The organism is Frigoribacterium sp. PvP054, assembly GCF_040547465.1.
Taxonomy (GTDB): domain Bacteria; phylum Actinomycetota; class Actinomycetes; order Actinomycetales; family Microbacteriaceae; genus Frigoribacterium.
The window spans coordinates 130,211-153,793 of sequence record NZ_JBEPPU010000007.1; the positions used below are offsets into that span (position 1 = coordinate 130,211).

Genomic DNA, 23,583 nt, shown 5'->3' on the forward strand with positions numbered 1-23,583 from the left:
GTGATCGACCGGTGGAGTCCTCGGGGCGTGTCCCGCGCCTCCTTGGGGATGCACCACTCGGGTGTCGGTCCTGTGCGCGAGATGACGCTTCACGCACGACACCACGAGATGGGCACAACACCATGACTAATCATGGTGTTGTGCCCATCTCGCGGCGTGGTGCGAACCGGCGGCGGCGGGCTACGCGCCGGTCACCTTGCCGGGGTTGAAGACGCGTCCCGGGTCGGCCGAGTCGAACAGCCCCTGCATGACGGCCACGCCCTCGGCCGAGACGTCCTGGGCGAGCCAGGGCTGGTGCTCGAGTCCGACGCCGTGGTGGTGCGACACGGTCGCGCCGGTGTCGATGAACGCCTGCTGGATGGCGTGCTTGACCACGTCGTACTCGGCCTCGGCGTCGGCGCCGTGCTCGAAGGCGAAGGTGAAGTAGAGGCACGCGCCCGAGTGGTACGAGTGCGACAGGTGGCCCATGATCCAGCCCTGCTTGCCGATCGAGTCGAAGGCCTGGTTCGCCGCGGCGTAGACGCGGGACGAGACGAGGCGCAGCTTCGACCACGGTGCGGCGGTCTCGGAGACGTCCGCCGCGCCTCCGTGGTCCATGAAGAAGTCGCGCAGGTAGGGCGTGTCGAACTTCTTCTGGTCGTAGAGCTTGCCGGGGCCCTTGCCGACGCTCATGCCCTTGTTCGCCTTGACGATCTTGCCGACCGCCTTCTGCGTGTGGGCGACGTGCTCGGGGCTGCCCTCGTAGCCGATGAACGACAGGCACATCGCGTCGACGTCCCACCCCTTGGCCTTGAGCACCTTGGGCAGGGCGTCGGAGACGACCTTCGAGATGCCCGTGCTGGCCTTCGAGGTCGCGAACGAGAACGCGGTCTCGTGCGCGTCGCTGACGCGGGTGACCGAGGGGTGCACGTCGCTCTCGGCGATGGCCTGCATGGCGGCGAGGCCGTCGTGCCAGGACGGGAACAGGTAGGCGAGGATCTCGCGCTTCTCGGGCAGGCGGTGCACCTGGGCCGTGACCTCGGTGATGACGCCCAGGCGCCCCTCGCTGCCGATGATCATCTCGCGCAGCGACGGCCCCGTCGACGCGCTCGGCACGGCGCGGATCGACAGCACCCCACCCGGGCGGACGACGCGCAGGCCCTTGGTGATGTCGGCGATGTCGCCGTACTTGTCGCTCTGCATGCCCGACGAGCGGGTGGCGACCCAGCCGCCCAGCGTCGAGTGGGTGAAGCTGTCGGGGAAGTGCCCGAGGGTCCACCCGCGGGCGTTCAGCTGCTCTTCGAGGTCGGGGCCCTGGCCGCCGGCCTGGATGCGGGCGAGGCCGCCGTCCTCGTCGATGTCGAGCACGCGGTCGAGGCGTCCCATGTCGAGCGACACGACGGTGCGCTCCTCGGTCGGCAACGGCTCGAGGCTGCCGACGATGTTGCTGCCGCCGCCGAAGGGGATCAGCACGAGGTCGCTGGCCACGGCCAGGTCGACGATGCGCTGGATCTCGTCCTCGTCGGCCGGGTACACGACGACGTCCGGCACGCGCTCGAGGCGGCCGGCGCGGATGCGGATCAGGTCGCGGATGCTCTTGCCGTAGGTGTGCACGACGCGGTCGAGGTCGTCGGTGACGACCTGGCCGTCGCCCACGATCTGCACGAGCGAGTCGAGCACCTCGGTGCCGGCGCGCGAGGCGGGCACGTCGAGGTCGTCGAACGAGAGCCCGGTGTCGTGCCCCTGGGACAGCTCGACGCCGACGATCTTCTTCACGAAGGGAGCGAAGCCCGGCTTGTCGTCGTGGTGGAACGCGACGCCCTCGACGCCCCAGCCCCACCACTTCATGTGCTTGACGCCGTCGACGGCGGCACTCTTCTTCTGCTGGACGTCGGTCACGGGCGTTCTCCTTCGAGCGGGTCTGACGAGCCCAGGATGCGGGCGGTGTTGGCGTCCTTCAGACGCAGGATCTCGGTGCGCACGCGCGTCGAGAAGTCGGCGACGGACTCGCCGTCGCGGGGTCGCATCGGGTCGCCGAACGCGACGCCGACGGGCAGCCGCCCGGGACGGGGCCAGCTGCGGCCCCGGGGCTGCGCGATGTTCGCGCCGATCAGGGCGAGCGGCACGACGGGGACGCCGCAGGCCGACGCGAGCGCCGCGGCACCGGGCTTGAAGGCGGCCACCGTGCCGTCCTTCGAGCGGGTGCCCTCGGGGAAGACCAGCACGGGGTAGCCGCGCTGCAGCAGCGACCGGGCGCTCACGGTCGGCTGGCCGTGACGCCCCCGCGCGGCCGCCTTGGCCGCGGCCCGCCGACGGGCCGAGCTCTGCGGAGTCGACCCCGCCGAGGCCCCGGACGAGGAGGCGCGGGTCGCGTCGACCGCGGACGCCGCCGTCCCCGACCCCCGCTGCACCGGGAACGCGTTGAAGAACAGCTCGGTCAGCTGACGCCGCCACGGCACGTCGAAGAAGTAGTCGGCGGCGGCCCCGGTCGCGAGGTAGCGCGCGAGCTTGCGGGGCAGGGCGCCGAGGATGAGCGGGGCGTCGAGGTGGCTCGAGTGGTTCGCCACCACGATGAAGCCGCCCGTGAGGCCCTCGACGCGGTCGCGGTCGATGACCGTCACGTCGGTGATCGACCAGATGGTCGGCTTGAGCACCATGCGCTGGGCGACGTAGCGCGCCATCGCGTGGCGGCGCGAGCTGAACCGGTCGCGCACGTCGCTGGCCACGTCGCCTGCGCGCTGCGCCACGTCGCCGGCCCGCTGCGCGACGTCGGCGCGGACGTCGTCGACGCGCTGTGCCACGGCGTCGAGGCGGGCGTGTTCGCGGCGCCGGTCGCGGTCGTGCCGCACGCTCACCGTCCCACCGGCTCGCGGCGGCTCGACGAGATCGCCGCGGACGCCGCCCGGACGGCACCCTTGGGGGCGTGCCGGACCAATCCCATCAGCACCTTGTACCGAAGCGTGGGCATGGAGATCACCTTGCCTTTGTCGACGTCGCGCAGGCACGCGACGACCAGTTGTTCGGTGCTGAGCCACAGGGCGTTGGGTATCGACGACGACTTTATGCCGGCACGCTGATGGAACTCGGTCCGCACCCAGCCCGGCAGCAGCGCCGTCACGCCCACGCCGGTGCCCCGGAGCTCGACCGAGAGGCCCTCGCTGTAGGACGTGACCCACGCCTTGATCGCCGAGTAGCTGCCCATCGCCATGAGGCCGGCGGTGCTCGAGACGTTCACGATTCGGCCGTGCCCGCGCTCGCGCATGGCCCGCGCGGCGGCACCCGAGAGCACGAGCACGGCCCGGCACATGACCTCGAACGCGAGGTCGTGTGCGGCGACGTCGGGGGAGGTCAGCGGGGTGTGCATGCCGAAGCCGGCATTGTTCACGAGCAGGTCGACGGGACGGGTCGGATCGGCCAGCCGCTCGGCGACCCGGTCGACGTCGTGGCGGTCGCCGAGGTCGGCGGCGAGCACCTCGACGTCGCGGCCGAGGGCGCGCAGCGCGGTCGCCGTCTCGTCGAGTCGGGTGAGGTCACGGGCGACCAGGACGATGTCCCAGCCACGCGTGGCGAGTTGGCGGGCGAATTCGGCTCCGATGCCGGACGTGCCCCCGGTGACGAGCGCTACAGCCATGCCGCTTACGATACGGTGCTGAGAGCAGACTGCGCGCATCGAGACACGTTCGAGGCCCTTCTCGCCTCGTCCCTTTCTGCCCCGGAGGTCCACCCGTCATGACGACCAGAGATGCCCCGCGCGCCGACCTCGACTTCGACATCCGCGAGTTCACCAAGACCGCCCAGGGCAACTGGCGTCCCGACCTCGACCTGTCCGGCTTCGTCGACGCCCCTCTCGGGGCGGACGCCCTGCGCCTGGTCCGCCACCTCGGCCGACTCGAGAGCGCGACGATGGAGAACCTGCGCAACCTGCTCGTCACGGCCACGCACAAGGACACGCGGGTGACGGCGTTCCTGGTCACCTGGGCGTTCGAGAAGTTCTGGCTGGCCGACGCCCTCGACGCCGTCCTCGAGGCCCACGACGAGCCCCGCAACCGCGACGTGCCCGAGGGGGCCAAGCGCCACGCCGCCTCCGAGGCGACCGAGCGCCGCGGTCCGATCACCCGGGCCCTGCAGGCCGTCACGGTCGGATCGCCGATCGTCGCCGTCCACACCACCACCGGCGCCGTCGACGAATGGGTGCTCCGAGAGGCATACGACCGTCTCGACGAGCTCGGCGCCCACCCGACGCTGACGACCGTCGTCGACCGGGCACGGGTGGTGAAGGCCCGTCACGAGCGCTTCTTCGCCAGCGAGGCCGACTGGCGCCTGCGCGACTCGCGCCGCGCGGTGAAGATGACCCGCGCCTCCCTGCTGACGGCCGTCTGGCCGGTCGGCGCCGTCGAGCGCGCCGACTCCGAGCGGACCTTCTTCGACGCCACCGTGTTCGGCGGGGCCGAGGGCCACGTGCGGGCCGACCGCGTGGGCGCCCTCGTCGCCGACCTGCCGGGCCTGGACGCCGCCGTCGCGGCGGCCGTGACCAGAAAGCTGACCGCATGAGCTCCACCCCCGGCCTCGCACTGCCCGACCGGACCCCCGGCGCCACCCGGGTCGACCTCGGCGACTCGCACGTCCTGCTGACCGGCGGCACCGGCTTCGTCGGCCAGGCGATCCTCGAGCGGCTGCTGTCGTCGCACCCCGGCACCACCGTGACCCTGCTGATCCGCCCCAAGGCGGGCACGTCGGCCGAGGGCCGCCTGCGGCACCTGCTGAAGAAGCCGGTCTTCGCGTCGTGGCGCGAGGCCGTCGGGCCCGAGGGCGTCGAGGGCGCGCTCACCGGGCGCCTCCGGGTCATCGAGAGCGGGCTCGGCGACCTGCCCGACCTGCCCGCCGACCTCGACGTCGTGATCCACAGCGCCTCGACGGTGTCGTTCGACCCGCCGATCGACCAGGCCTTCGAGACCAACGTGGGCGGCGCGGTCGGGCTGTACGAGGCCCTGGCGAAGACCGGCACCGACCCGCACGTCGTGCACGTGTCGACGGCCTACGTCGGCGGCATCCGCAAGGGCGTGTTCCCCGAGGCGTCCCTGGGCCACAACGTCGACTGGCGGGCCGAGCGTGCCGCCGCCGCCGACGCCCGCGCCCGCGTCGAGGCCGCCTCGCGCCAGCCCGAGACGCTGCGCGGGTTCCTCGCGCAGGGTCGTGCGGCTCACGGCAAGACCGGACCGCAGGCGGTCGCGGCCGCGGCCGAGGAGGCGCGGGTCGCCTGGGTCAAGGCACGCCTGGTCGACTACGGGCGCACCCGGGCCGAGACGCTCGGCTGGACCGACGTCTACACGTTGACCAAGGCGTTCGCCGAGCGGGCCGCCGAAGAGCTGTGGGCCGGGGCGGGGCACCGCCTGTCGGTCGTCCGGCCGGCGATCGTCGAGAGCGCCCACCGCCACCCCTTCCCCGGGTGGATCGACGGCTTCAAGGTCGCCGACCCGCTGATCATGTCGTACGCCCGCGGTCTGCTGCCCGAGTTCCCCGGGGTGCCCGACAGCGTGCTCGACGTGATCCCGGTCGACTACGTGGTCAACGTGATCCTGACCGTCGCGGCCAACCCGGTCGAGGCCGGCAGCCCGCAGTACTTCCACGCGAGCTCGGGCGGGAGCAACCCGTTCTCGATCCTGCGCATGTTCGAGAACCTCAAGACGTTCTTCACGGCGAACCCGTTGCCCCGCGACGAGCACTCGTCGATCGAGGCCCCGCACTGGAACTTCCCGGGGGTGCGCAAGGTCGAGGGAGCCATCCGCACCGCGAACCGCGTCAACGACGTGCGTGAGGCCGTGCTCAGCCGCCTGCCGAGCACGCAGCGCACCCGCACGGCACTCGCCACGGTGCAGACCCGCCGGGCCGACCTCGAGTCGCTGCAGAGCCTCACCGACCTGTACCGCCACTACGTGCAGTCCGAGATCATCTTCGACGACCGCCGCACGAGGGCGCTGCACGCCGGGTTGCCCGAGGGGTCGCCCGCCGACGTCGGCTTCGACGTCACCGACCTCGACTGGGAGGCCTACTTCCAAGAGGTGCACTTCCCGTCGATCACCTCGATGACGCGGGCCTTCTCGGTGCGCCCCGCCGCGACCGCCGTCGTCGCCGACACCCGGGCCCTGCCGCGACGCGACGACGTCGTGGCCGTCTTCGACCTCGAGGGCACGGTGCTGTCGAGCAACATCGTCGAGCAGTACCTCTGGGTGCGCTCGGCCGGCTTGCGCAAGGCCGCGTGGCCCGGCGAGGTCGCCAGCCTGCTCACCTCGCTGCCCCGCTACCTGCGTGCCGAGGGCCGCGACCGCGGCGAGTTCATCCGCACCTTCTCGCGACGGTACGAGGGCATGCCGGTCTCGCGCCTGTCGGGCGTCGTGCGGTCGAAGGGCTACGCCGAGACCGTCCTGCGCCACACCCTGCCCGACGCGCTGGCACGGCTCGCCGAGCACCGCGCCGCAGGGCACCGCACGGTGCTGGTCACCGGCTCGATCGACACCCTGACGACGCCGTTGGCGCACCTCTTCGACGAGGTCGTCGCCAGCACGATGCACCACCGCGACGGGGTCTACACCGGCTACCTCGCCCAGCCGCCGCTCGTCGACGAGGCCCGCGCGGCCTGGCTGCGCCAGTACGCCCAGGCGAACGACATCGACCTCTCGGGGTCGTACGGGTATGGTGACTCGTTCGCCGACCTCGCCTGGCTCGAGATGGTCGGCCACCCGAACGCGGTCAACCCCGACAGCAATCTGGCACGCGAGGCGCTCCGAAGAAGATGGAGCATCCGCGACTGGACGCGCGGCGGCACCAGCAGCACGAGCGGCACCAGCGGCACCACAGCGAAAGGAGACGGAGGCAGGGCCTGAGCCCGCGCCTCCTGACATCACATGGCCTTCGACATCGACAAGTTCGCCGCGACCTCCGAACGACTGAGCTGGGACGACCTCGACCTCGACCACTTCCGCAAGAACCCGCTGTCGGCCGACTCGCTGCGCACCCTGCGCTACATGGCCGACGTCGAGTACCACACGGTCTGCTACACCCGTGACCTGCTGACGACTCCTTCTCACAAGGAGAACGAGATGACCACGTTCATGACGATGTGGAACCGCGAGGAGTTCTGGCACGGCGAGGCCCTCGCCGCCATCCTCGAGGTGCACGGCATCACGGTCGACTACGACCAGCTGCGGGCCAACCGCCTGAAGCTCGGTTGGCGCGAGCGCCTCGACCCGGTCAAGCAGGGCCTGCTCGGCAAGATCGTCGGCTCGGACTTCGTGGCCGTCCACATGTCGTGGGGTGCCGCGAACGAGTACTCGGCCGTTTCGGCCTACAAGCGCATGGCCGAGCTCGAGAAGGACCCTGTGCTGGCCGAGCTGCTCAAGCGCATCGCGAAGCAGGAGAGCCGCCACGTGGCCTTCTACGTCTCGCAGGCCCGCGAGCGCCTGCTCGCGAGCAAGAAGGCGCAGAAGCTGACGCGCTTCCTGCTGTCGAAGGTCTGGGCGCCGGTCGGCTCGTCGATCATGGAGGTCGACGACGTCAAGTTCGTCTTCGGCCAGCTGATGAGCGGCGAAGAGGGTCGCAAGGCGGCCGTCAAGCTCGACCAGAACATCTCGAACCTGCCCGGCATGAGCGGTCTCACGATCTTCCAGAAGGCCCTCGACGGTCTCGGCATTCGTGCCGACTCCCCCGCCGGCGGTTCGGTCGCCACGGCGTGAAGACGAGTCACCTGCGGCACTTCCTCGTCGCCGCCGAGGTGCTGCACTTCCCGGTGGCGGCCGACAAGCTCGGCATCTCGCGGCAGAAGCTCGAGTCGTCGATCGAGGCGCTCGAGCTCGAGTTCGGGGCCAAGCTCTTCGACCGGGACGTCACGCCGTACCGGTTGACGAAGGCCGGCAAGGCCGCGATCGTCGTCGCCGAGGACGAGCTGGCGAGCCCGTCGACCCCGACCCCGCCGCCACCCCCGCCCGCCGGGGGCAAGGCCAAGGCGTCCAAGGGCAAGGGGCGCACGCCCGCGGTCAAGGGCCAGCCGAAGCCGTTCAAGAAGCGCCAGGGCCGCTAGGCCAGCAGCCCGCCACGAAATGAACACTGCGCCATCGGATGGCGTGGCGCGGTGTCTAGTTCGTGGCGGCGTCAGGCCCGACCGTGGCGAACCAGTCGGCGTAGCGCGTGTTGCGTGCCATGCGGCGGGTCTCGTCGGGGGCGTCGTCGTCCCACCACACCGGGCCGCGTTCGCCGAGCGAGGTCTTCGCGGCGTCGACCCGGGCCCGGGCGGCCTCGACGGCGGCAGCGTCGTCGTCGGCCAGCGCCGTCTTCTTCGCGCGCCGCGCCTCCATCAGCTCGTGGACCAAGGAGGCGCGGGTCGCCTCGTCGAGGCGGGGGTCCGTCCGCCGCCACAGCCGGCCGCGCACCACGAGGTACCGCCCGTCGGGCGTGACCAGCGGTGCAGCACTCACGACCTCGAGTCTGCACCGCCGGCCCGCCCGGGGCGCGGCGGTCAGTCGCCCTTGACGTTGACGATCTGCCGCAGCGTGTGGCGGATCGTCACGAGCGACGCCGCGTCGGCCATCACCTGGTCGATCGGCTTGTACGCCGCGGGGATCTCGTCGAGGAACGCGTCGGTGTCGCGGTACTCGATGCCCGTCATGGCCTCGCGCAGCTGCTCGTGCGTGAAGGTCTTCCGCGCGGCGCTCCGCGAGTAGGTGCGACCCGCCCCGTGCGGGGACGACTGCAGGGCGACCGGGTCGCCCCGGCCCTCGACCACGTACGACGCGGTGCCCATCGACCCCGGGATCAGCCCCGGCTCACCGGCGCGGGCCGAGATGGCGCCCTTGCGCGACAACCAGACGTCCTTGCCGAAGTGCCGCTCCTGCTGCGTGAAGTTGTGGTGGCAGTTGATGCGCTCCTGCTCGTCGACGGGTGCCCCGACCCAGTCGGCGAACTGCCGCACGACGCGGTCCATCATCTCCTCGCGGTTCAGCAGCGCGAACCGCTGGGCCCACCGCAGCTCGGCGACGTACCGGTCGAACTCGGGCGTGCCCTCGACGAGGTAGGCCAGGTCGGGGTCGGGCAGCGTGATCCACCAGCGCTTCATGGCGGCCTGGGCGACCCTGATGTGCGTCTGGGCGATCTTGTTGCCGACGCCCCGGCTGCCCGAGTGCAGGAAGAGCCACACGGCGTCGGTCTCGTCGAGGCTGACCTCGATGAAGTGGTTGCCCGAACCGAGCGTGCCCAGCTGCAGCTGCCAGGTCTTCGCGTACGACGACGGGTCGAAGCCCGCGGCCTCGGCGAGGGCGGTCAGCTCGGCGACGCGCGGCTCGGCCGTCGCCACGACCTTCGCGTTGGCGCGTCCGGCCGAGGTCGGAACGGCACGCTCGATCGCCTCGCGCAGGGGCTTCCGGTCGGCGGGCAGGTCGCCCGCGACGAACTGCGTCCTGACCGCGATCATGCCGCAGCCGATGTCGACCCCGACGGCCGCCGGCATGACGGCGCCGAGCGTCGGGATCACCGACCCGACGGTGGCGCCCAGCCCGAGGTGGGCGTCGGGCATCAGGGCGAGGTGCGGGTAGATGAACGGCATCGTCGACGTCGTCCGTGCCTGCTGCTCGGTGTTCTCCTCGAGCAGGCTTGCCCAGCTGAACAGCCGGGACGTGATCTTCTCCATGGTCCTTTCGATTCTGTGAGGGGGTCGTCGGCCGGGGCGGGCGGACGTCCCCTCGTGCCGCGGCCGTCGAGCCTGCGGTGTCGGAGAGACGAGAACGCCCCGGGCCTCGTGGGCTCGGGGCGTCGGGTGACGTCGTCGGGCCTAGCGGAGGGGGTCGAGAGAGAGCCAGCGTCGCCCGTGATAGGACGTGCCCTCGACGGGCTTGCCGTCGAGCGGCTGCTGGCCGAGGAGGCGCGGCGTGCGTTCGTGCGACATCGCGGCCTCCTCTCGTGCTCTGTCTCGTCGTGCCGACGTGTCCGCACCGTCGGTCGGCGCGGAGGACCGAACTTACATCCCGGGCGTGTCGCGTGTCCAGTGCGACTTCGGTCGGACGCGGGCCGCCGATCAGGTGCGGGAGACGGCCTGACGAGTGAGCTCGCGCTGCACGCTGAGGGCGAGCTCGCGCAGCATGACGAGGTCGACGCTCTCGACCGTGCGGGGTTCGGGGTCGGCGACGCAGAGGGCCCCGATGCGGACGCCGTCGGGGCTCTCGACCGGATAGCCGGCGTAGAACCGTGCCGGGGCGTCGACGCCGAAGCGCTCGTCCGCCCAGGCGTCCTCGACGACGAACGGCTGACCGCCGGCCACCGTGTGGGCGCAGAACGACAGGGCGGCCGGCATCTCGCGGTCGCCACCGCCGACGAGCGCCTTGTTCCAGGTGCGGTCCGCCGTGACGAGCGAGAACGCGGCGCCGGTCGCGCAGAGCAGGGTCCGCGCCCGTTCGACGATGTCGTCGAAGCGCTCCTCGGGGTCGGTGTCGAGCAGTCCGAGCGCCCGGATCGCTTCGATCCGGTCGACCTCGGCCTGGGGAGCGTGCCGACGCGCCCGCGCGACACCGCCCCCGGCGGACATCTGGGCGTCGAGCATCGGCGCGAGCAGCTCGGCCTGCGCCTCGCCCCAGCGCGCGTACTTGGCGATGAGCTGGTCGCGGTCGTCGTGGCCCGAGAGCGGCGACGGCGGCATCAGCACGTGCACGCGGGGGTGCGTCGAGCAGACGTCGCGGATGATGTCGTTCAGCTCGGCCGCGTGGCGGTCGACGAGCCCGCCGCAGGCGATGCGGAACACGGTGACCTCGCTGGGCGCCTGGATGCCGGTCACCAGCACGGGGCTGCTGGCCCCGCCGGTCTCGGTCTCGATGTGCACCAGCAGGTCGACGAAGGCGCGCCGCCACCTCGTGAGGTCGGTCATCTCGAGGGCGTCGTTGATGCCGGCCACCACGACCACGGCGTCGTACCGCGCGAGGTCGCGGTCGGCGAGCACGCGTCGAGCCGTGGTCACACGCATGGTGGGGTCCGCCAGCACGTCGACGTCGACCCCCCGACCCGTGGACTGCGACACGGCACGTGCGAGATGGCCGGCCAGGCCGAGGTCGTGGCTGCGGACGCCCCACCCCACGGCGGGACCGCTGCCGAACAGCAGCACGCGGTCGGGGCTGACGCCCGGCGCGTGCGCCCGGGCGACCCCCTCGGGCTTCGGCAGCCCGAGCCGACGGTCGAACCAGCGGTTGCGCTGCCGGATCACCCCGTGCAGCACGGGGGTCACGAGACGGTTCATGCCGGGCTCCTCCCACGACGGTGGCCTGATCGACGAGGGCTCTGCGTGGTGAGGGCCGAGCGGTGTCGCTCCATGGTGACCGCCGCGGTCGAGGGGTGCCAGCCCCAGGTCGGGGGCCGTCGCCCGGCGGTCAGACCGACCGCGGGGCGTCGGACCCCGGAGGGGGCTGCGCGAGCAGACGGGCGATGTCCTCGTCGACGAACGCCCGGAGGCGCTGGTCGCGTTCGTCGTGGTACGCCGGGTCGACCGCCTCGACGGCCGACACCCGGGTGACGATCACGGCCCCGACGTCGCCCCAGGCGCGCTCGACGGCGGCGGACACGATCCCCCCGACGAACTCGTCGTCGGACTGCAGGTCGTCCAGCCTCTCGGCCACGGCCGTGTAGGTCTTCTCGCGGAACCACAGGGTGTCGTCGTCTCCGCGCCGGTAGTCGTGCTGGTGTCGCGAACGCCCCTTGGCCTTCAGGGCCTTGGCCCGTTCGCCACCGATGCGCTCGTTCTGCTCGCGCTGTTCGGCGGCGAGGCGACCGAGGATCGTCCGAACGGCCTCGCGGGTGCGCTCGTGGTCGAAGTGCTCGTGGTCGCGCAACGCACGGATGACGATGGAGTTCGCCACCGACACGACGGCGGCCGCCCGCGAGATGAGGATGCCCTCGGACACGGCGCGCTCGAGGGCCACGGGGTCGGGGGTCGCGGGTTCGGAGGGGAGGGCACGCGCCTTGCCGAACATCGTCGGACCCCTCTCTCGACCGGCCGGACGCCGAGGCGACCGGGTGCGGGCCGACGTCGGGCCCGAGGTCCCATTAAAGACCCGTGCGGGTGCCCACCGTCCCGTCCGGGGACGACGGACACCCGCTCGGGGTGCGGGTCGGGCGTCAGGCCGTCTCGGCCAGGGCCGTCGAGGCCTCGCGGACGAAGTCCTCGAGGTCGTCGGGGTCGCGCGACGTCACGAGCGTGAAGCCCTGCTCGACGTCGGTCACGACCGAGCGGTCCACCCAGGTGCCGCCGGCGTTGCGGACGTCGGTCTGCAACGACGCGAACGACGTGAGCTCCTTGCCCTCGACGAGACCGGCCTCGATCAGGGCCCAGGGCCCGTGGCAGATGGCCGCGATCGGCTTGCCGGCCGACGCGAACGCCTTGACGAGCTCGACGGCGTCGCTCTCGGTGCGCAGGGTGTCGGCGTTGATCGTCCCGCCGGGCACGAGCAGCATGTCGTGGTCGGCGGCGTCGGCCTCGGCGATGGTCGTGTCGGGGCGGACGGACTGGCCGGGGTCCTTGTCGCCGACGAGCGTCTCGACCGGCTCGGTCGAGACGCCGGCGACGACGACGGTGGCGCCCTGTTCGCGCAGCTTCGCGACGGGCACGACGAGCTCGTCCTGCTCGACGCCGTAGTTGGTGACGATCGCGAGGACGCGACGTCCGGTGAGATCGGTGCTTGCCATGGTGATGCTCCTCTCGGGGCCCGTCAGGGGCCCGGTGTGCGACCACCCCCGTCTACGCGGGCGGGCTGGGTCGCGGCTGGCGCGCTGTACCCCGACCGCGCCTCCTCGTCCCGGCGTCAGCTCGCGAGGAGGGCCCGCGCCGTCCCCTCGTCGAGGATGAGGTCGGTGACCAGGCCGGCGGCCAGGGCGCCCCGGACGCTGACGACCTTCGCCTCGCCGGCGACGACGCAGACGCGACGCGGCGTCCGTCGGATGGTGGCCAGGTCGGGCCCGGTGGCCCGCTGGTTGAGCTCGATGTCGGTCGACGAGCCGTCCTCGCGGAAGAAGACCGTCGCGACGTCGCCGACGACGTGGTCGTGGGCGAGGCTGTCGTGGTCGCTCTGCTCGAGGTAGCCCCCCGAGTAGACGTGGCTCGGTACGTGCGCCTCACGCGAACCGACGCCGAAGACGACGAGGTCCATCTCGCCCTGCAGCGACAGGACGCGGCGGGTGCTGCGCTCGCTCCACAGCGCACGCTTGGTGGCGGGGTCGTCGAAGAAGGCCGGCACCGGGAACTGCTGGATCAACGCGCCGTACGCGTGCCCGAAGCGACGGAGGATTTCGCTCGCGTACTCGATGCCGGTGGTGCGGGTGTTGGCCGCTCCGTTCAGCTGGACGAAGACGGTGTTGTGCGTCGTCTTGGGCACCAGGTACCGGCTGACCGCGCTCACGGTCGAGCCCCACGCGACGCCCACGACCATGTTCGAGTCGACGTACTGCGTGAGCGTTCGTGCAGCCGACAGGGCGACTCGGTCGAGGCGGTCGACGTCGCTCGTCTGGTCGGGCACCGGGACGACGTGCGCCACCACGCCGAAGCGCCGGTGCAGGCCGTCGCCGACGGCGGTGGGCTGGTCGAGGGGCGACTTGATCTGGATGTCGACGAGCCCCGTCTCACGAGCCGACTTCAGGAGGCGCGAGACGGACGACCGGGACGTCTGCAGCTCGTGCGCGATGGCCTCCATCGTGAGGTCCTGCATGTAGTAGAGATGCGCCGCGCGCAGCGCCTCCTGCGTGCGTTCGGACTGATCGGCAGCGACCACGGGGACCTCCTTGCACGTTCGTGCAGATACGTTGCACCCAGTGTGCATCGGGACGACGATGAATCTACCGGCCCGCAGGACGAGTCGGTCACCACCACCAGACATCGCATCTCGAAAGAAGCAGTGACCATGTCGAAGAAGACAGACTCGATCCGTCCCAACGTGCAGCGCATCGTCGACCGCCCGACGGCACAGGTGCTCGTCGTCGGCGGTGGCATCAACGGCATCGCGACCTTCCGCGACCTGGCCCTCCAGGGGGTCGACGTCGTGCTCGTCGAGCGTGCCGACTACGCCTCGGGCGCGTCCGCCGCCTCGTCGCACATGATCCACGGTGGCATCCGCTACCTCGAGAACGGCGAGTTCCGCCTCGTCCGCGAGAGCGTCGAGGAGCGCAACGGCCTGCTCAAGATCGCCCCGCACTACGTCAAGCCGCTGCAGACCACGATGCCGATCTTCTCGACGTTCAGCGGCATCATGAACGCCCCCCTGCGCATGCTCACGCACAAGCAGCGCTCCACGAAGGAGCGCGGCGCCCTGCTCATCAAGGTGGGCATGACGATGTACGACTCGTTCTCGCGCGACGGCGGCTCGGTGCCCCGCCACAGGTTCCTCGGGCGCAAGAAGGCCCTCGCCGAGATGCCGCACCTGAACAAGTCCCTCAAGTACACCGGCACCTACTACGACGCCTCGGTCCACGAGCCCGAGCGCCTGGCGCTCGACGTCCTGAAGGACGGCCTGGCCGCCGGCGACAACGCCCGCAGCGCGAACTACCTCGAGGCCGTCGGCACCGCCGACGGCGGCGTGACCCTGCGCGACGTCGTCAGCGGCACCGAGTTCACGGTCAGGGCCGACGTCGTCATCAACGCCTCCGGGCCCTGGACCGACCTCACCAACAAGGCCTTCGGCGCCGAGTCCCAGTACATGGGCGGCACCAAGGGCTCGCACATCGTCGTCGACAGCCCCGAGCTGCTCGAGGCCACCAACGGACGCGAGATCTTCTTCGAGAACAACGACGGCCGCATCGTGTTGATCTACCCGCTCAAGGGCCGTGTGCTGATCGGCACCACCGACCTCGAGGCCGACATGGCCGAGCCGGCCGTCTGCACCGAAGAAGAGGTCGACTACTTCTTCGACCTGGTCAAGCACGTGTACCCCGACATCGAGCTGAACCGCGACCACATCGTCTACCGCTACTCGGGCGTCCGCCCGCTGCCGAAGCACGACGACCTCGCGGCCGGCTTCGTGTCTCGCGACTACCGCATCGTCGAGACCGAGGTCGCCGAGCTGCCCGGCACGACCGTGCTGAGCCTCGTCGGCGGCAAGTGGACGACCTTCCGCGCCCTGTCGGCCCACCTCTCGACCGAGGCCACGACGAAGCTCGGCGTGCGCCGCTCGGTCGACACGACCGGCATGGCGATCGGCGGCGGCAAGGGGTTCCCGACCACCGACGGCGCCCGCACCACCTGGGTCGCCGCCCACGCGGACGGCCTCGACCGCGACCAGGTCGACCGGTTGCTGACCCGCTACGGCACCCGCGCCTCCGAGGTCATCGAGGTGCTGCTCGACCAGCCGTCGCAGGCCCTCGACGCCGACCCGACCCTGACCACGGCCGAGATCGCCTACTTCGCCGAGCACGAGGACGCCGTCCACCTGACCGACGTCGTCCTGCGCCGCACCAACCTCGCCTTCGTCGGCGGGGTGACGATCGAGTTGCTGACCGAGATCGCCGACGTCATGGCCGACTCGCTCGGGTGGTCGCCCGAGCGTCGCGACGACGAGATCGAGCGCACCCTGACGACCCTGCGCGACGCGCACGGCGTCGAGGTCGCCTCGCAGCACGTGCCGGTGGCGGCACCTGCCACGGCAGCCGCCGAGTAGCGACGTCGGTCCCGGTTCGAGAAGCCCCGCCCCTCCACGGAGGGGCGGGGCTTCGTCGTGCCGTCGGGGCGTCGGGACGTCGACGCATCCGGGCGTCAGGAAAGGATTGACATTCTACTTTCACTGCCCATCGGGCAACGAAAGCGGGAATCGTATTAGTATGTCGGCTGGGCGCCCCGCCCCAGACCATGAGGAGGCCGCATGCCGATCCCCGTCTCTCCCCCCGCCGCCGAGCGGCAGCTCTTGCGCGACACGGTCCGCAGCCGCATCCGTGACGCGATCATCGACGGCACGCTCGAGCCGGGCGAGCGACTGCACGACGACGAGCTGATCGCCTGGTTGCAGGTCTCTCGCACCCCCATCCGCGAGGCCCTCGGCGACCTCGTCCGGGCGGGCCTGGTCGAGATGGCCCCGAACCGCTACACGAAGGTCGCCACCCCCAAGGCCGAGGAGGCCGTCGAGGCCGTGCAGACCCTGGGCGTGCTCTTCGCCGGCGCCGTCCGCCTCGCGGTGCCGAACCTGACGGCCGAGGTCACCCGCGACATCGTGCGGGCCATCGACGTCTGCCTCGACGACCTCGCCCGCGAGGACGGCCCGGCCCTCAACGCCCACGCCGTCGCCCTGTTCTCGACCTACGTCGAGCACTGCGGCAACCCGGCCCTCGTCAAGGTCTGCTCGGACGTCACCGACGGCCTCGCCTACAAGCTGCGGGTGCCCAACATCGTGCAGGTGCTCCACTGGGACTCGATGGCCCAGTCGTTCGTGGCCCTCCGCCGGGCGACCGAGGCGGGCGACCCGATCGCGGCCGAGTCGGCCGCCGCCGAGCTGCACGCCCTGCCCGGCCCGCACCCGCTCCCCTGAGACGGCGCCCGTCGGCACCCGCCCCGGCAGACACCGGCACCGACACCGACACCGACACCGACGCGGGCACGGGCACGGGCACCGGCCGTCAGGTCGCGATGACGTCGTCGACCTCGCCGACGAGCTCCTCGATGATGTCCTCCAAGAACAGCACGCCCGTGGTGACCCCGTCGGCCGAGACCGACCGGGCCACGTGCGCCCCGACCCGTCGCATCGAGGCGAGGGCGTCCTCGAGGTCGGTGTCGCGGCCGACCGCGCCCAGGCGACGGATGCGCTTCTCGGGCACGGGCGACGCGAACGACACGTCGTCCGTGAGGTCCATGACGTCCTTGAGGTGCAGGTAGCCCGTGGGCTGTCCCTCGCCGTCGGTGAGCACGTACCTCGAGTACCCGCGGGCCGCCACGGCCCGCTGCACGTCCGCCGGGGTCGACCCCGGAGCCAGGTGGACCATCTCGTCGAGCGGCACCTCGACGTCGCGCACCTTGCGTGTCGTGAACTCGAACGCGGCCGACAGGGTGCCCGACGAGTCCGACAGGGTGCCCTCGCGGGTCGACTGCCGCACGATCGTCGCGACCTCGTCGAGGGTGTACGAGCTCGTCGCCTCGTCCTTCGGCTCGACCCGGAACAGCCGCAGCACGCCGTTGGCCACCGCGTTCAGCGACCAGATGACCGGCTTGAACACCGTCGCGACGAACACGAGCGGCGGCGCCAGGATCAGGGCGGCGCGGTCGGGCACCGAGAACGACAGGTTCTTCGGGATCATCTCGCCGACGACGACGTGCAAGAAGGTGACGAGCACGAGCGCCACGACGAACGCGACGACGCCGATCGCCTCGGCCGACAGGCTGGTCAGGCCGAGCGGGATCTCGAGCAGGTGGTGGATCGCCGGCTCCGAGACGTTCAGGATGACGAGAGAGCAGACCGTGATGCCGAGCTGGCTGGTGGCCAGCATCAGCGTCGCGTGCTCCATCGCCCAGAGGGTCTTCTTCGCCGCCTTGCTGCCGGCCTCCGCCCGCGGCTCGATCTGCGAGCGGCGGGCCGAGATGACGGCGAACTCGGCGCCGACGAAGAAGCCGTTGACGACCAGCAGCACGACGAGCCAGACGATGCCGGGCAGGTACTCGCTCATCGGGTGATCCCTTCTCGCAGCGACGCGACGACGCGGTCGTGCTCGGTCGTGGGTGCCACGGCGTCGAGGCCGTCGGCGGGGTCGGGGGCAGGCACGAACCGCAGGCGCTCGAGGCGCCCGTTCGCGACCCGCTCGACCCGCAGGCTGCCGCTGCCGCCCTCGAGGGCGACCTCGTCACCCACCTCGGGCAGGCGGTCGAGCCGGTCGATGACGAAGCCGGCCACCGTCTCGTAGTCGCCGTCGTCGGGAACCCGGATGCCGGCCCGGTCGGCCAGCTCGTCAGGCCGCAGCGACCCGTCGAACAGCACGGTGCCGGCCTGGCGCACGATGCCCACCCGGGCCCGGTCGTGTTCGTCCTCGAGCTCGCCGACGAGCTCCTCGACGACGTCCTCGAGGGTGACGAGGCCGGCGGTGCCGCCGAACTCGTCGCGGACGACGGCCATCTGCAGGCCACCGTGGCGCAGCAGGCCGAGCAGCGAGTCGGTGCCCATGCTCTCGGGCACGAACCGCGCCTCCTGCATGAGCGAGGTCGAGCCCACGGAGGCGCGCTCGGCGAGCGGGACGGCGAACGCGTGCTTCACGTGCACGACGCCGACGATGTCGTCGCTGTCGTCGCCGATCACCGGGAACCGCGAGAACCCCGAGGCCAGGGCGGCCTCGACCACGTCGGCGGCCGTGCCGGTCGAGGCGATGGTCGTCATGCGGACGCGCGGCGTCATCACCTCGGAGGCGTCGTGCTGCGAGAAACGCAGGGTGCGGCCGAGCAGGGTCGCGTGGTCCTGGTCGAGCTGCCCCTCCAGCGCCGACCGGCGCACGAGCGAGCTGAGCTCCTCCGCCGAGCGGGCCCCCGACAGCTCCTCCTTCGGCTCGATGCCCAGGGCACGGATGGCGGCGTTGGCCGTGTCGTTGAAGAGCACGATGAGCGGCTTGAAGACGGTCGTGAACGCGACCTGGAACGGGACGACGAACTTCGCCGTGGCCAGGGGCAGCGCCAGCGCGAAGTTCTTCGGCACGAGCTCGCCGACCACCATCGAGAACAGGGTGGCGAGCACGATGCCCGCGACGCTGCCCACGACGGGCACCGCCCCGGCGGGCACGCCCACGGCGTCGAGGGGGCCGCTGAGCATCGAGCTGATGGCGGGCTCGAAGGTGTACCCGGTCAGCAGCGTGGTCAGCGTGATGCCCAGCTGCGCGCCCGAGAGGTGCGTCGAGGTGATGCGCAACGCCCCGATCGTGGGACCGAGGCGCTTCTCGCCCCGGTCGCGCCGCGCCTCCAGCTCGTTGCGGTCGAGGTTGACCAGCGAGAACTCGGACGCGACGAAGAAGCCGGTGCCGACGGTGAGCACGAGGCCGATGCCGACCATGACCCACTCATTCATGTCGCCCCTCCCCGTCCGTGACGACCGTGTGGGCGGTCAGGCGTGGGAGAGGCCAGGGCATGTGAGAGGGAGGTTCGTCCATGACCGAGAACAGTAAGCAGCCTCGCCGCCCGTCACCTGGGAACGTGCAGCCGGTGCACGACGGGCCGAGGAGGCGCGGGTCAGGTCGACGAGGCCGAAGGCGCCGGGACGGTCGGCGACGGGATCGTCGGCGGCAGGGCCGGCGGGGTGGCCCTGAGGTCGGCCACGCGGTCGGCGGGTTCGGTGCGGGCGAGGAACCCGATGCGCGACTCGCGGACGTGCCAGCCCATCAGCTCGGCGGCCGCCGCCTCGTCGCCCGCGTCGATGGCCGAGAGGATGCGGCGGTGGTCGGGCCAGAGCCGCTTGCCGCGCGAGAACGTGTCGAGGGCGTACAGCCACTCGATCTTGTTCGAGAGCTGACGCAGCAGGGTGCCGAGTGTGGCGCTGCCGCTCAGGCGCGCGACGCCGACGTGGAACCGGTCGTTGAGCTCGACGAGCCGGTCGAGGTCGCCCGCCTCGACGGCCTCGTCGCCGTCGTCGAGCAGCTGCCCGAGCTCACGACGGGTGCGCCACCAGTCCTCGGGCGGGCTCGGTTCGCCGAACAGCCCCCGGGCCCGCAGGGCGGCCCGCCGGGCGGTCGAGATCTCGAGCGCCTCGCGCACGGCGAAGAGGTCGTCGGCCTCGTCGACCGGGATCGCCGCCACCCGGCTGCCCACGTTCGGCGTCGACACGACGAAGCCCTCGGCCTCGAGCGCGCGCAGCGCCTCGCGCACCGGCACCCGCGAGACGCCGTGGCGACGGGCGACCGACGCCTCGGTGATGCGGGTGCCCGGCACGAGGCTGCCGTCGACGATCTCGCGCCGGAGGGCGTCGACGAGCACGACGGGGGGCGTGCCCTCAGAGGGCGAGGCTGGCACCGGGGATGGCTCCCAACAGTTCGGTCGTGTACTCGGCACGGGGCGACAGGAAGATGTCGTCGACGCTACCCCGCTCGACCACGGCACCCTTGCGCATCACCACCACGTCGTGGGCGATCTGGCGGACGACCGCGAGGTCGTGGGTGATGAACAGGTAGCTCAGGCCGAGCCGTCGCTGCAGGTCGCCGAGCAGCTCGAGGATCTGCTCCTGCACGAGCACGTCGAGCGCCGAGACGGCCTCGTCGCAGATCAGCAGCTCGGGCTCGAGCGCGAGCGCCCGGGCGATGGCCACGCGCTGCCGCTGCCCGCCCGAGAGCTCGTTGGGCCGGCTCTGGGCGACCGAGCGCGGCAGGGCCACCTGGTCGAGCAGCTCGGCGACGCGCTGCCGACGCGAGGCGCGGTCGCCGACGCCGAAGATCCGCAGCGGCTCGTCGATCAGCCGCTCGACGCCGTACGAGGGGTCGAGCGAACCGTACGGGTCCTGGAAGACCGGTTGCACCCGGCGCCGCAACGCCCGTCGCGCGGCGCCCCGGCTCGCGGTGATGCCCTCGCCGTCGATCAGGGCCGACCCGCTCGTGGCCGACTCGAGGCCGAGCACGATGCGGGCGACGGTCGTCTTGCCCGAGCCGGACTCGCCCACGATCGCGGTCGTCGTGCCGCGCGGCACCTCGAACGAGACGTGGTCGACGGCCCGCACCTGCTCGCCACGGCGACCCCGGAGGCGGAACTCCTTCACCAGGTCGGTGACGGTCAGGATCGAGTCGACCCGCGCCTCCTTCGCGTCCGTGCCCTCGTCGAGGACGGTCTCGCCGCGACGCAGCGCGGTGGCCGAGGCCAGCGTGGGAGCGGCCGCGACGAGGCGCTTGGTGTACTCGTGCTGCGGCCGGCGGAGGATCTGCTCGGGCGTGCCCTGCTCGACGACGCGGCCCTCGAGCATCACGACGATGCGGTCGGTGCGGTCGGCGGCGAGCCCGAGGTCGTGGGTGATGAACAGCAGCGACGTGCCGCGGCTCTCGACGAGCGTCTGCAGGTGGTTCAGGATCTGCCGCTGGACCGTCACGTCGAGCGCGCTGGTCGGCTCGTCGGCGATCAGCAGCTGGGGCTCACGGGCCAGGGCGATCGCGATGAGCACGCGCTGGCGCATGCCGCCAGAGAACTCGTGCGGGAACTGCCCCGCCCGGCGCTCGGCCTCGGGGATGCCCGCCTCGGTCATCAGGGCGACGACGCGACGCTGCACCTCGTCGTGGCCGCGCAGGCCGTGGGTGCGCAGCGCGTCCGCGATCTGCGCGCCGACCTTCATCGACGGGTTCAGGTTGGTCGAGGGATCCTGCGGCACCAGGCCGATGCGGGCCCCGCGCACCTGACGCATGGGAGCCTCGGTCGCCTGCGCGAGGTCGAGGGCGTCGCCGTCGGGCCCGGCGAGCACGATCGACCCGCCCGTGATGTGACCGGCCCCGGGCAGCAACCGCAGGATGGCCGCGACCACCGTCGACTTGCCCGAACCGGACTGGCCGACGATCGCGACCCGTTCACCGGGTCGGACGTCGAGGTCGACGCCGTGCACGGCGGGGGTGTCGCCGAACGAGACGCGCAGGTCGCGCACGCTCAGCAGCGGTCGAGGCGCCGTCGTCGACCCGGACGAGGAGGCGCGGGTCGGGTCGGTCGGCGGGGTCGCGTTCTCAACGTCCTGCGGCATAGGCCTGGGCTCCTCGGGGGTTGGCGGCGGCGGAGAGCACGCCGGTCTCGGGGTCACGGGACACGCTCGACAACCGGCCGAGCGACCAGTCGCCGGCGCGGGTGACGACGTGGCCGCGGGCGACCAACGCGTCGATGACGTCGTCGCCCAGGCGGTCCTCGACCACGACGCCGCCGGGCGTCCAGGTGCGGGGCCAGAAGCTGCCGGGGAACGACGTGGTGTGCAGGGCCGGGGCGTCGATCGCCTGCTGCGGGGTGTAGCCGCCGACGATCGTGCGCAGCAGGTAGAGCAGCTGCCACTGGTCCTGCTGGTCGCCGCCCGGCGAGCCGAGGGCGACGACGGGCTGGCCGTCCTTCAGCACGAGGGTCGGGGTCAGCGTGGTGCGCGGACGGGTGCCGGGCTCGAGCGTCGAGGCCGTGCCCTCGTCGAGCCACGACATCTGCAGCCGGCTGCCGAGGCAGAAGCCCAGCTCGGGGATCGTCGGCGACGACTGCAACCAGCCGCCCGACGGCGTCGCCGACACGACGTTGCCCCAGCGGTCGACCACGTCGAGGTGGCACGTGTCGCCGCGCGTCTCGCCGGTCGGCTCGGTGAACGGCTCGGCCAGGCGGTCGGCCGGAGGCGCGGTGCCGGTCGGCGGGGCGTCCTCGGCGGGCGCGGTGGCCCCAGGGCTCGACGCGGAGGCGGTGCCCGAGGCGCTCGAGGCGGTCGGCGCGGCGACCGTGGGCTCGCCGACGCCGGCGGGCGCCTCGCTGAGGGCCGGCGGCAGGTACTCGGTGCGCATCGTCGGCAGGGCGTACGGCTCACGCCCGGGGACGTCGCCGGGACGCAGCTCGTGCGACGCCCGCTCACCGATCAGCGCACGGCGATCGTCGGCGTAGGCCGACGAGAGGAGCGCGTCGAGCGGCACGTCACCGGGGCCGTACCAGGCCTCGCGGTCGGCCATCGCGAGCTTCTGCGCCTCGACGATCGTGTGGGCTCCGTCGGCCGTCGACGGGTCGAGCAGCTCGTCGTCGAGCGGTTCGAGCAGCGCCAGCACCTGCAGCAGGGCCGGGCCCTGACCCCAGGCGCCGGTCTTGGCGACGGTGTGGCCGCGGAACCCGACGGTGGTCGCCGGCTCGGTCGTCGCGCGGAAGGCGGCGAGGTCGGCGGCCGTGATGACGCCCGCGTGGTCGGTGCCCGACGAGTGACGGTGCGGAGTGCGGACGAACGCGTCGATCGCCTGCGCGACGTGTCCGCTGCCCCACTCGACCCGCGCCTCCTCGATCTTCGCCTCGCGGGTGGCGTCCGGGCCGAGCGCGTCGCCGGACGCGACCAGCTCGTCGAGGACGGCCGCGTAGGCCGGGTTCGTCAGCAGGTCGCCCTCGCGGGGCACCTCGCCGCCCGGCATCCAGTGCGCGGCCGAGGTGGGCCAGTGCTCGGTGAACAGGTCGGCCACGGTCTCGATGGTCGACGCGACGCGCGCCACGATCGGGTGACCGTCGCGGGCGTAGCCGATCGCGTAGGCGAGGACGTCGGCGAGCGACCAGGTGCCGTGCTCGGCCAGCAGCTTCAGCCAGGCGTCGACGGCTCCGGGGACGGCGGCGGCCAGGGCTCCCGAGCCGGGGACCAGCTCGAGGCCCTCGGCCAGGTAGTGCTCGCGCGTCGCCGCGGCGGGGGCGGGGCCCTGACCGACGAGCACGGTCGGGGCGTCGGGCGCCTCGGCCGTCGCGTAGATCGCGGTGAGGTCGCCGCCGGGGCCGTTCAGGTGGGGCTCGACGACGTGCAGCACGAACGCTCCGGCGACCGCGGCGTCGAACGCGTTGCCGCCACGCTCGAGCACCGACTGCGCCGAGGCCGTCGCCAGCCAGTGGGTCGACGAGGTCATGCCGAAGGTGCCCCGCAGGTCGGGGCGGGTGACGAACTCGTCGGGGGTGGTGTAGCTCACGAGGGA

At 72.0% G+C, this 23,583-nt stretch carries 20 protein-coding genes; 6 read left to right on the forward strand and 14 right to left on the reverse strand.

What is annotated here, in order from left to right:
* Positions 1–180: 180 nt before the first annotated feature.
* The 3 genes from ABID81_RS10935 to ABID81_RS10945 are packed head-to-tail and all read right to left on the reverse strand — an operon-like array spanning position 181 to position 3,610.
* The gene (locus ABID81_RS10935) at positions 181–1,878 is read right to left on the reverse strand and encodes an FAD-binding oxidoreductase (RefSeq protein ID WP_354594838.1); all 1,698 of its coding nucleotides are present in this window, start codon (positions 1,876–1,878) and stop codon (positions 181–183) included.
* Complete coding sequence (locus ABID81_RS10940) at positions 1,875–2,834, reverse strand: lysophospholipid acyltransferase family protein (protein ID WP_354594839.1); 960 nt, start codon at positions 2,832–2,834, stop codon at positions 1,875–1,877. Before ABID81_RS10940 ends, ABID81_RS10935 begins: the two co-directional genes overlap by 4 nt.
* Positions 2,831–3,610, reverse strand: coding sequence for an SDR family NAD(P)-dependent oxidoreductase (locus ABID81_RS10945; protein ID WP_354594840.1), 780 nt, complete (start codon positions 3,608–3,610; stop codon positions 2,831–2,833). The genes ABID81_RS10940 and ABID81_RS10945 overlap by 4 nt, the downstream gene beginning before the upstream one ends.
* 98 nt (positions 3,611–3,708) lie before the next feature.
* Between ABID81_RS10945 and ABID81_RS10950 the strand changes: the two genes are divergently transcribed.
* Genes ABID81_RS10950 through ABID81_RS10965 form a run of 4 tightly spaced genes read left to right on the forward strand, consistent with a single transcriptional unit; the run spans position 3,709 to position 8,053 of the window.
* Positions 3,709–4,530, forward strand: a complete 822-nt coding sequence (locus ABID81_RS10950) for a hypothetical protein (protein WP_354594841.1) — start codon at positions 3,709–3,711, stop codon at positions 4,528–4,530.
* Positions 4,527–6,860 (forward strand): SDR family oxidoreductase, encoded by a 2,334-nt coding sequence (locus tag ABID81_RS10955; protein ID WP_354594842.1) that lies wholly within the window; start codon positions 4,527–4,529, stop codon positions 6,858–6,860. The genes ABID81_RS10950 and ABID81_RS10955 overlap by 4 nt, the downstream gene beginning before the upstream one ends.
* A gap of 21 nt (positions 6,861–6,881) precedes the next feature.
* Positions 6,882–7,709, forward strand: coding sequence for a ferritin family protein (locus ABID81_RS10960; protein WP_354594843.1), 828 nt, complete (start codon positions 6,882–6,884; stop codon positions 7,707–7,709).
* On the forward strand, positions 7,706–8,053 hold the full coding sequence (locus ABID81_RS10965) for a helix-turn-helix domain-containing protein (RefSeq protein WP_354594844.1): 348 nt from the start codon (positions 7,706–7,708) through the stop codon (positions 8,051–8,053). Before ABID81_RS10960 ends, ABID81_RS10965 begins: the two co-directional genes overlap by 4 nt.
* A gap of 55 nt (positions 8,054–8,108) precedes the next feature.
* On the opposite strand, the gene ABID81_RS10970 is transcribed toward ABID81_RS10965, so the two are convergent.
* The 6 genes from ABID81_RS10970 to ABID81_RS10995 form a co-directional block, all read right to left on the reverse strand.
* Entirely contained in the window at positions 8,109–8,447 is a 339-nt protein-coding gene (locus tag ABID81_RS10970; RefSeq protein ID WP_354594845.1) for a biopolymer transporter Tol, read from the reverse strand.
* A gap of 41 nt (positions 8,448–8,488) precedes the next feature.
* Positions 8,489–9,655 (reverse strand): RtcB family protein, encoded by a 1,167-nt coding sequence (locus tag ABID81_RS10975; RefSeq protein ID WP_354594846.1) that lies wholly within the window; start codon positions 9,653–9,655, stop codon positions 8,489–8,491.
* Between the two features lie 384 nt (positions 9,656–10,039).
* Positions 10,040–11,248, reverse strand: a complete 1,209-nt coding sequence (locus tag ABID81_RS10980; protein ID WP_354594847.1) for a GAF domain-containing protein — start codon at positions 11,246–11,248, stop codon at positions 10,040–10,042.
* Positions 11,249–11,378: 130 nt separating this feature from the next.
* Positions 11,379–11,978, reverse strand: a complete 600-nt coding sequence (locus ABID81_RS10985) for a hypothetical protein (protein ID WP_354594848.1) — start codon at positions 11,976–11,978, stop codon at positions 11,379–11,381.
* Between the two features lie 145 nt (positions 11,979–12,123).
* Positions 12,124–12,690 (reverse strand): type 1 glutamine amidotransferase domain-containing protein, encoded by a 567-nt coding sequence (locus ABID81_RS10990; protein WP_354594849.1) that lies wholly within the window; start codon positions 12,688–12,690, stop codon positions 12,124–12,126.
* 116 nt (positions 12,691–12,806) lie between these two features.
* Entirely contained in the window at positions 12,807–13,706 is a 900-nt protein-coding gene (locus ABID81_RS10995) for a sugar-binding transcriptional regulator (RefSeq protein WP_354594866.1), read from the reverse strand.
* A 192-nt stretch (positions 13,707–13,898) separates the two neighbouring features.
* Here ABID81_RS10995 and ABID81_RS11000 point away from each other — a divergent pair, with 192 nt between their 5' ends.
* Positions 13,899–15,647: a glycerol-3-phosphate dehydrogenase/oxidase gene (locus ABID81_RS11000; RefSeq protein WP_354594850.1), complete on the forward strand. Its 1,749-nt coding sequence runs from the start codon at positions 13,899–13,901 to the stop codon at positions 15,645–15,647.
* Between the two features lie 201 nt (positions 15,648–15,848).
* Positions 15,849–16,508, forward strand: coding sequence for a GntR family transcriptional regulator (locus ABID81_RS11005; RefSeq protein WP_354594851.1), 660 nt, complete (start codon positions 15,849–15,851; stop codon positions 16,506–16,508).
* An 88-nt stretch (positions 16,509–16,596) separates the two neighbouring features.
* Here the strand turns inward: ABID81_RS11005 and ABID81_RS11010 are convergent, their stop codons facing one another.
* From ABID81_RS11010 to ABID81_RS11030, 5 genes are all read right to left on the reverse strand, one after another.
* Positions 16,597–17,637 carry a hemolysin family protein gene (locus ABID81_RS11010; RefSeq protein ID WP_354594852.1) on the reverse strand — a complete coding sequence of 347 codons (1,041 nt, stop codon included), beginning with the start codon at positions 17,635–17,637 and terminating at the stop codon, positions 16,597–16,599.
* Entirely contained in the window at positions 17,634–19,016 is a 1,383-nt protein-coding gene (locus ABID81_RS11015) for a hemolysin family protein (RefSeq protein WP_354594853.1), read from the reverse strand. Before ABID81_RS11015 ends, ABID81_RS11010 begins: the two co-directional genes overlap by 4 nt.
* Before the next feature lie 161 nt (positions 19,017–19,177).
* Positions 19,178–19,954, reverse strand: a complete 777-nt coding sequence (locus ABID81_RS11020) for a GntR family transcriptional regulator (RefSeq protein ID WP_354594854.1) — start codon at positions 19,952–19,954, stop codon at positions 19,178–19,180.
* Positions 19,935–21,650: a dipeptide ABC transporter ATP-binding protein gene (locus ABID81_RS11025; RefSeq protein WP_354594855.1), complete on the reverse strand. Its 1,716-nt coding sequence runs from the start codon at positions 21,648–21,650 to the stop codon at positions 19,935–19,937. Before ABID81_RS11025 ends, ABID81_RS11020 begins: the two co-directional genes overlap by 20 nt.
* Positions 21,634–23,577: a gamma-glutamyltransferase family protein gene (locus ABID81_RS11030; protein ID WP_354594856.1), complete on the reverse strand. Its 1,944-nt coding sequence runs from the start codon at positions 23,575–23,577 to the stop codon at positions 21,634–21,636. Before ABID81_RS11030 ends, ABID81_RS11025 begins: the two co-directional genes overlap by 17 nt.
* Positions 23,578–23,583 lie beyond the last annotated feature (6 nt).

Coding starts and splice junctions, on each gene's coding strand:
- ABID81_RS10945 (WP_354594840.1), bottom strand. CDS start 3,610: ATGGCTGTAGCGCTCGTCACCGGGGGCACGTCCGGCATCGGAGCCGAA.
- ABID81_RS10950 (WP_354594841.1), top strand. CDS start 3,709: ATGACGACCAGAGATGCCCCGCGCGCCGACCTCGACTTCGACATCCGC.
- ABID81_RS10955 (WP_354594842.1), top strand. CDS start 4,527: ATGAGCTCCACCCCCGGCCTCGCACTGCCCGACCGGACCCCCGGCGCC.
- ABID81_RS10960 (WP_354594843.1), top strand. CDS start 6,882: ATGGCCTTCGACATCGACAAGTTCGCCGCGACCTCCGAACGACTGAGC.
- ABID81_RS10975 (WP_354594846.1), bottom strand. CDS start 9,655: ATGGAGAAGATCACGTCCCGGCTGTTCAGCTGGGCAAGCCTGCTCGAG.
- ABID81_RS10980 (WP_354594847.1), bottom strand. CDS start 11,248: ATGAACCGTCTCGTGACCCCCGTGCTGCACGGGGTGATCCGGCAGCGC.
- ABID81_RS10985 (WP_354594848.1), bottom strand. CDS start 11,978: ATGTTCGGCAAGGCGCGTGCCCTCCCCTCCGAACCCGCGACCCCCGAC.
- ABID81_RS10990 (WP_354594849.1), bottom strand. CDS start 12,690: ATGGCAAGCACCGATCTCACCGGACGTCGCGTCCTCGCGATCGTCACC.
- ABID81_RS10995 (WP_354594866.1), bottom strand. CDS start 13,706: ATGCAGGACCTCACGATGGAGGCCATCGCGCACGAGCTGCAGACGTCC.
- ABID81_RS11000 (WP_354594850.1), top strand. CDS start 13,899: ATGTCGAAGAAGACAGACTCGATCCGTCCCAACGTGCAGCGCATCGTC.
- ABID81_RS11005 (WP_354594851.1), top strand. CDS start 15,849: ATGCCGATCCCCGTCTCTCCCCCCGCCGCCGAGCGGCAGCTCTTGCGC.
- ABID81_RS11010 (WP_354594852.1), bottom strand. CDS start 17,637: ATGAGCGAGTACCTGCCCGGCATCGTCTGGCTCGTCGTGCTGCTGGTC.
- ABID81_RS11015 (WP_354594853.1), bottom strand. CDS start 19,016: ATGAATGAGTGGGTCATGGTCGGCATCGGCCTCGTGCTCACCGTCGGC.
- ABID81_RS11025 (WP_354594855.1), bottom strand. CDS start 21,650: ATGCCGCAGGACGTTGAGAACGCGACCCCGCCGACCGACCCGACCCGC.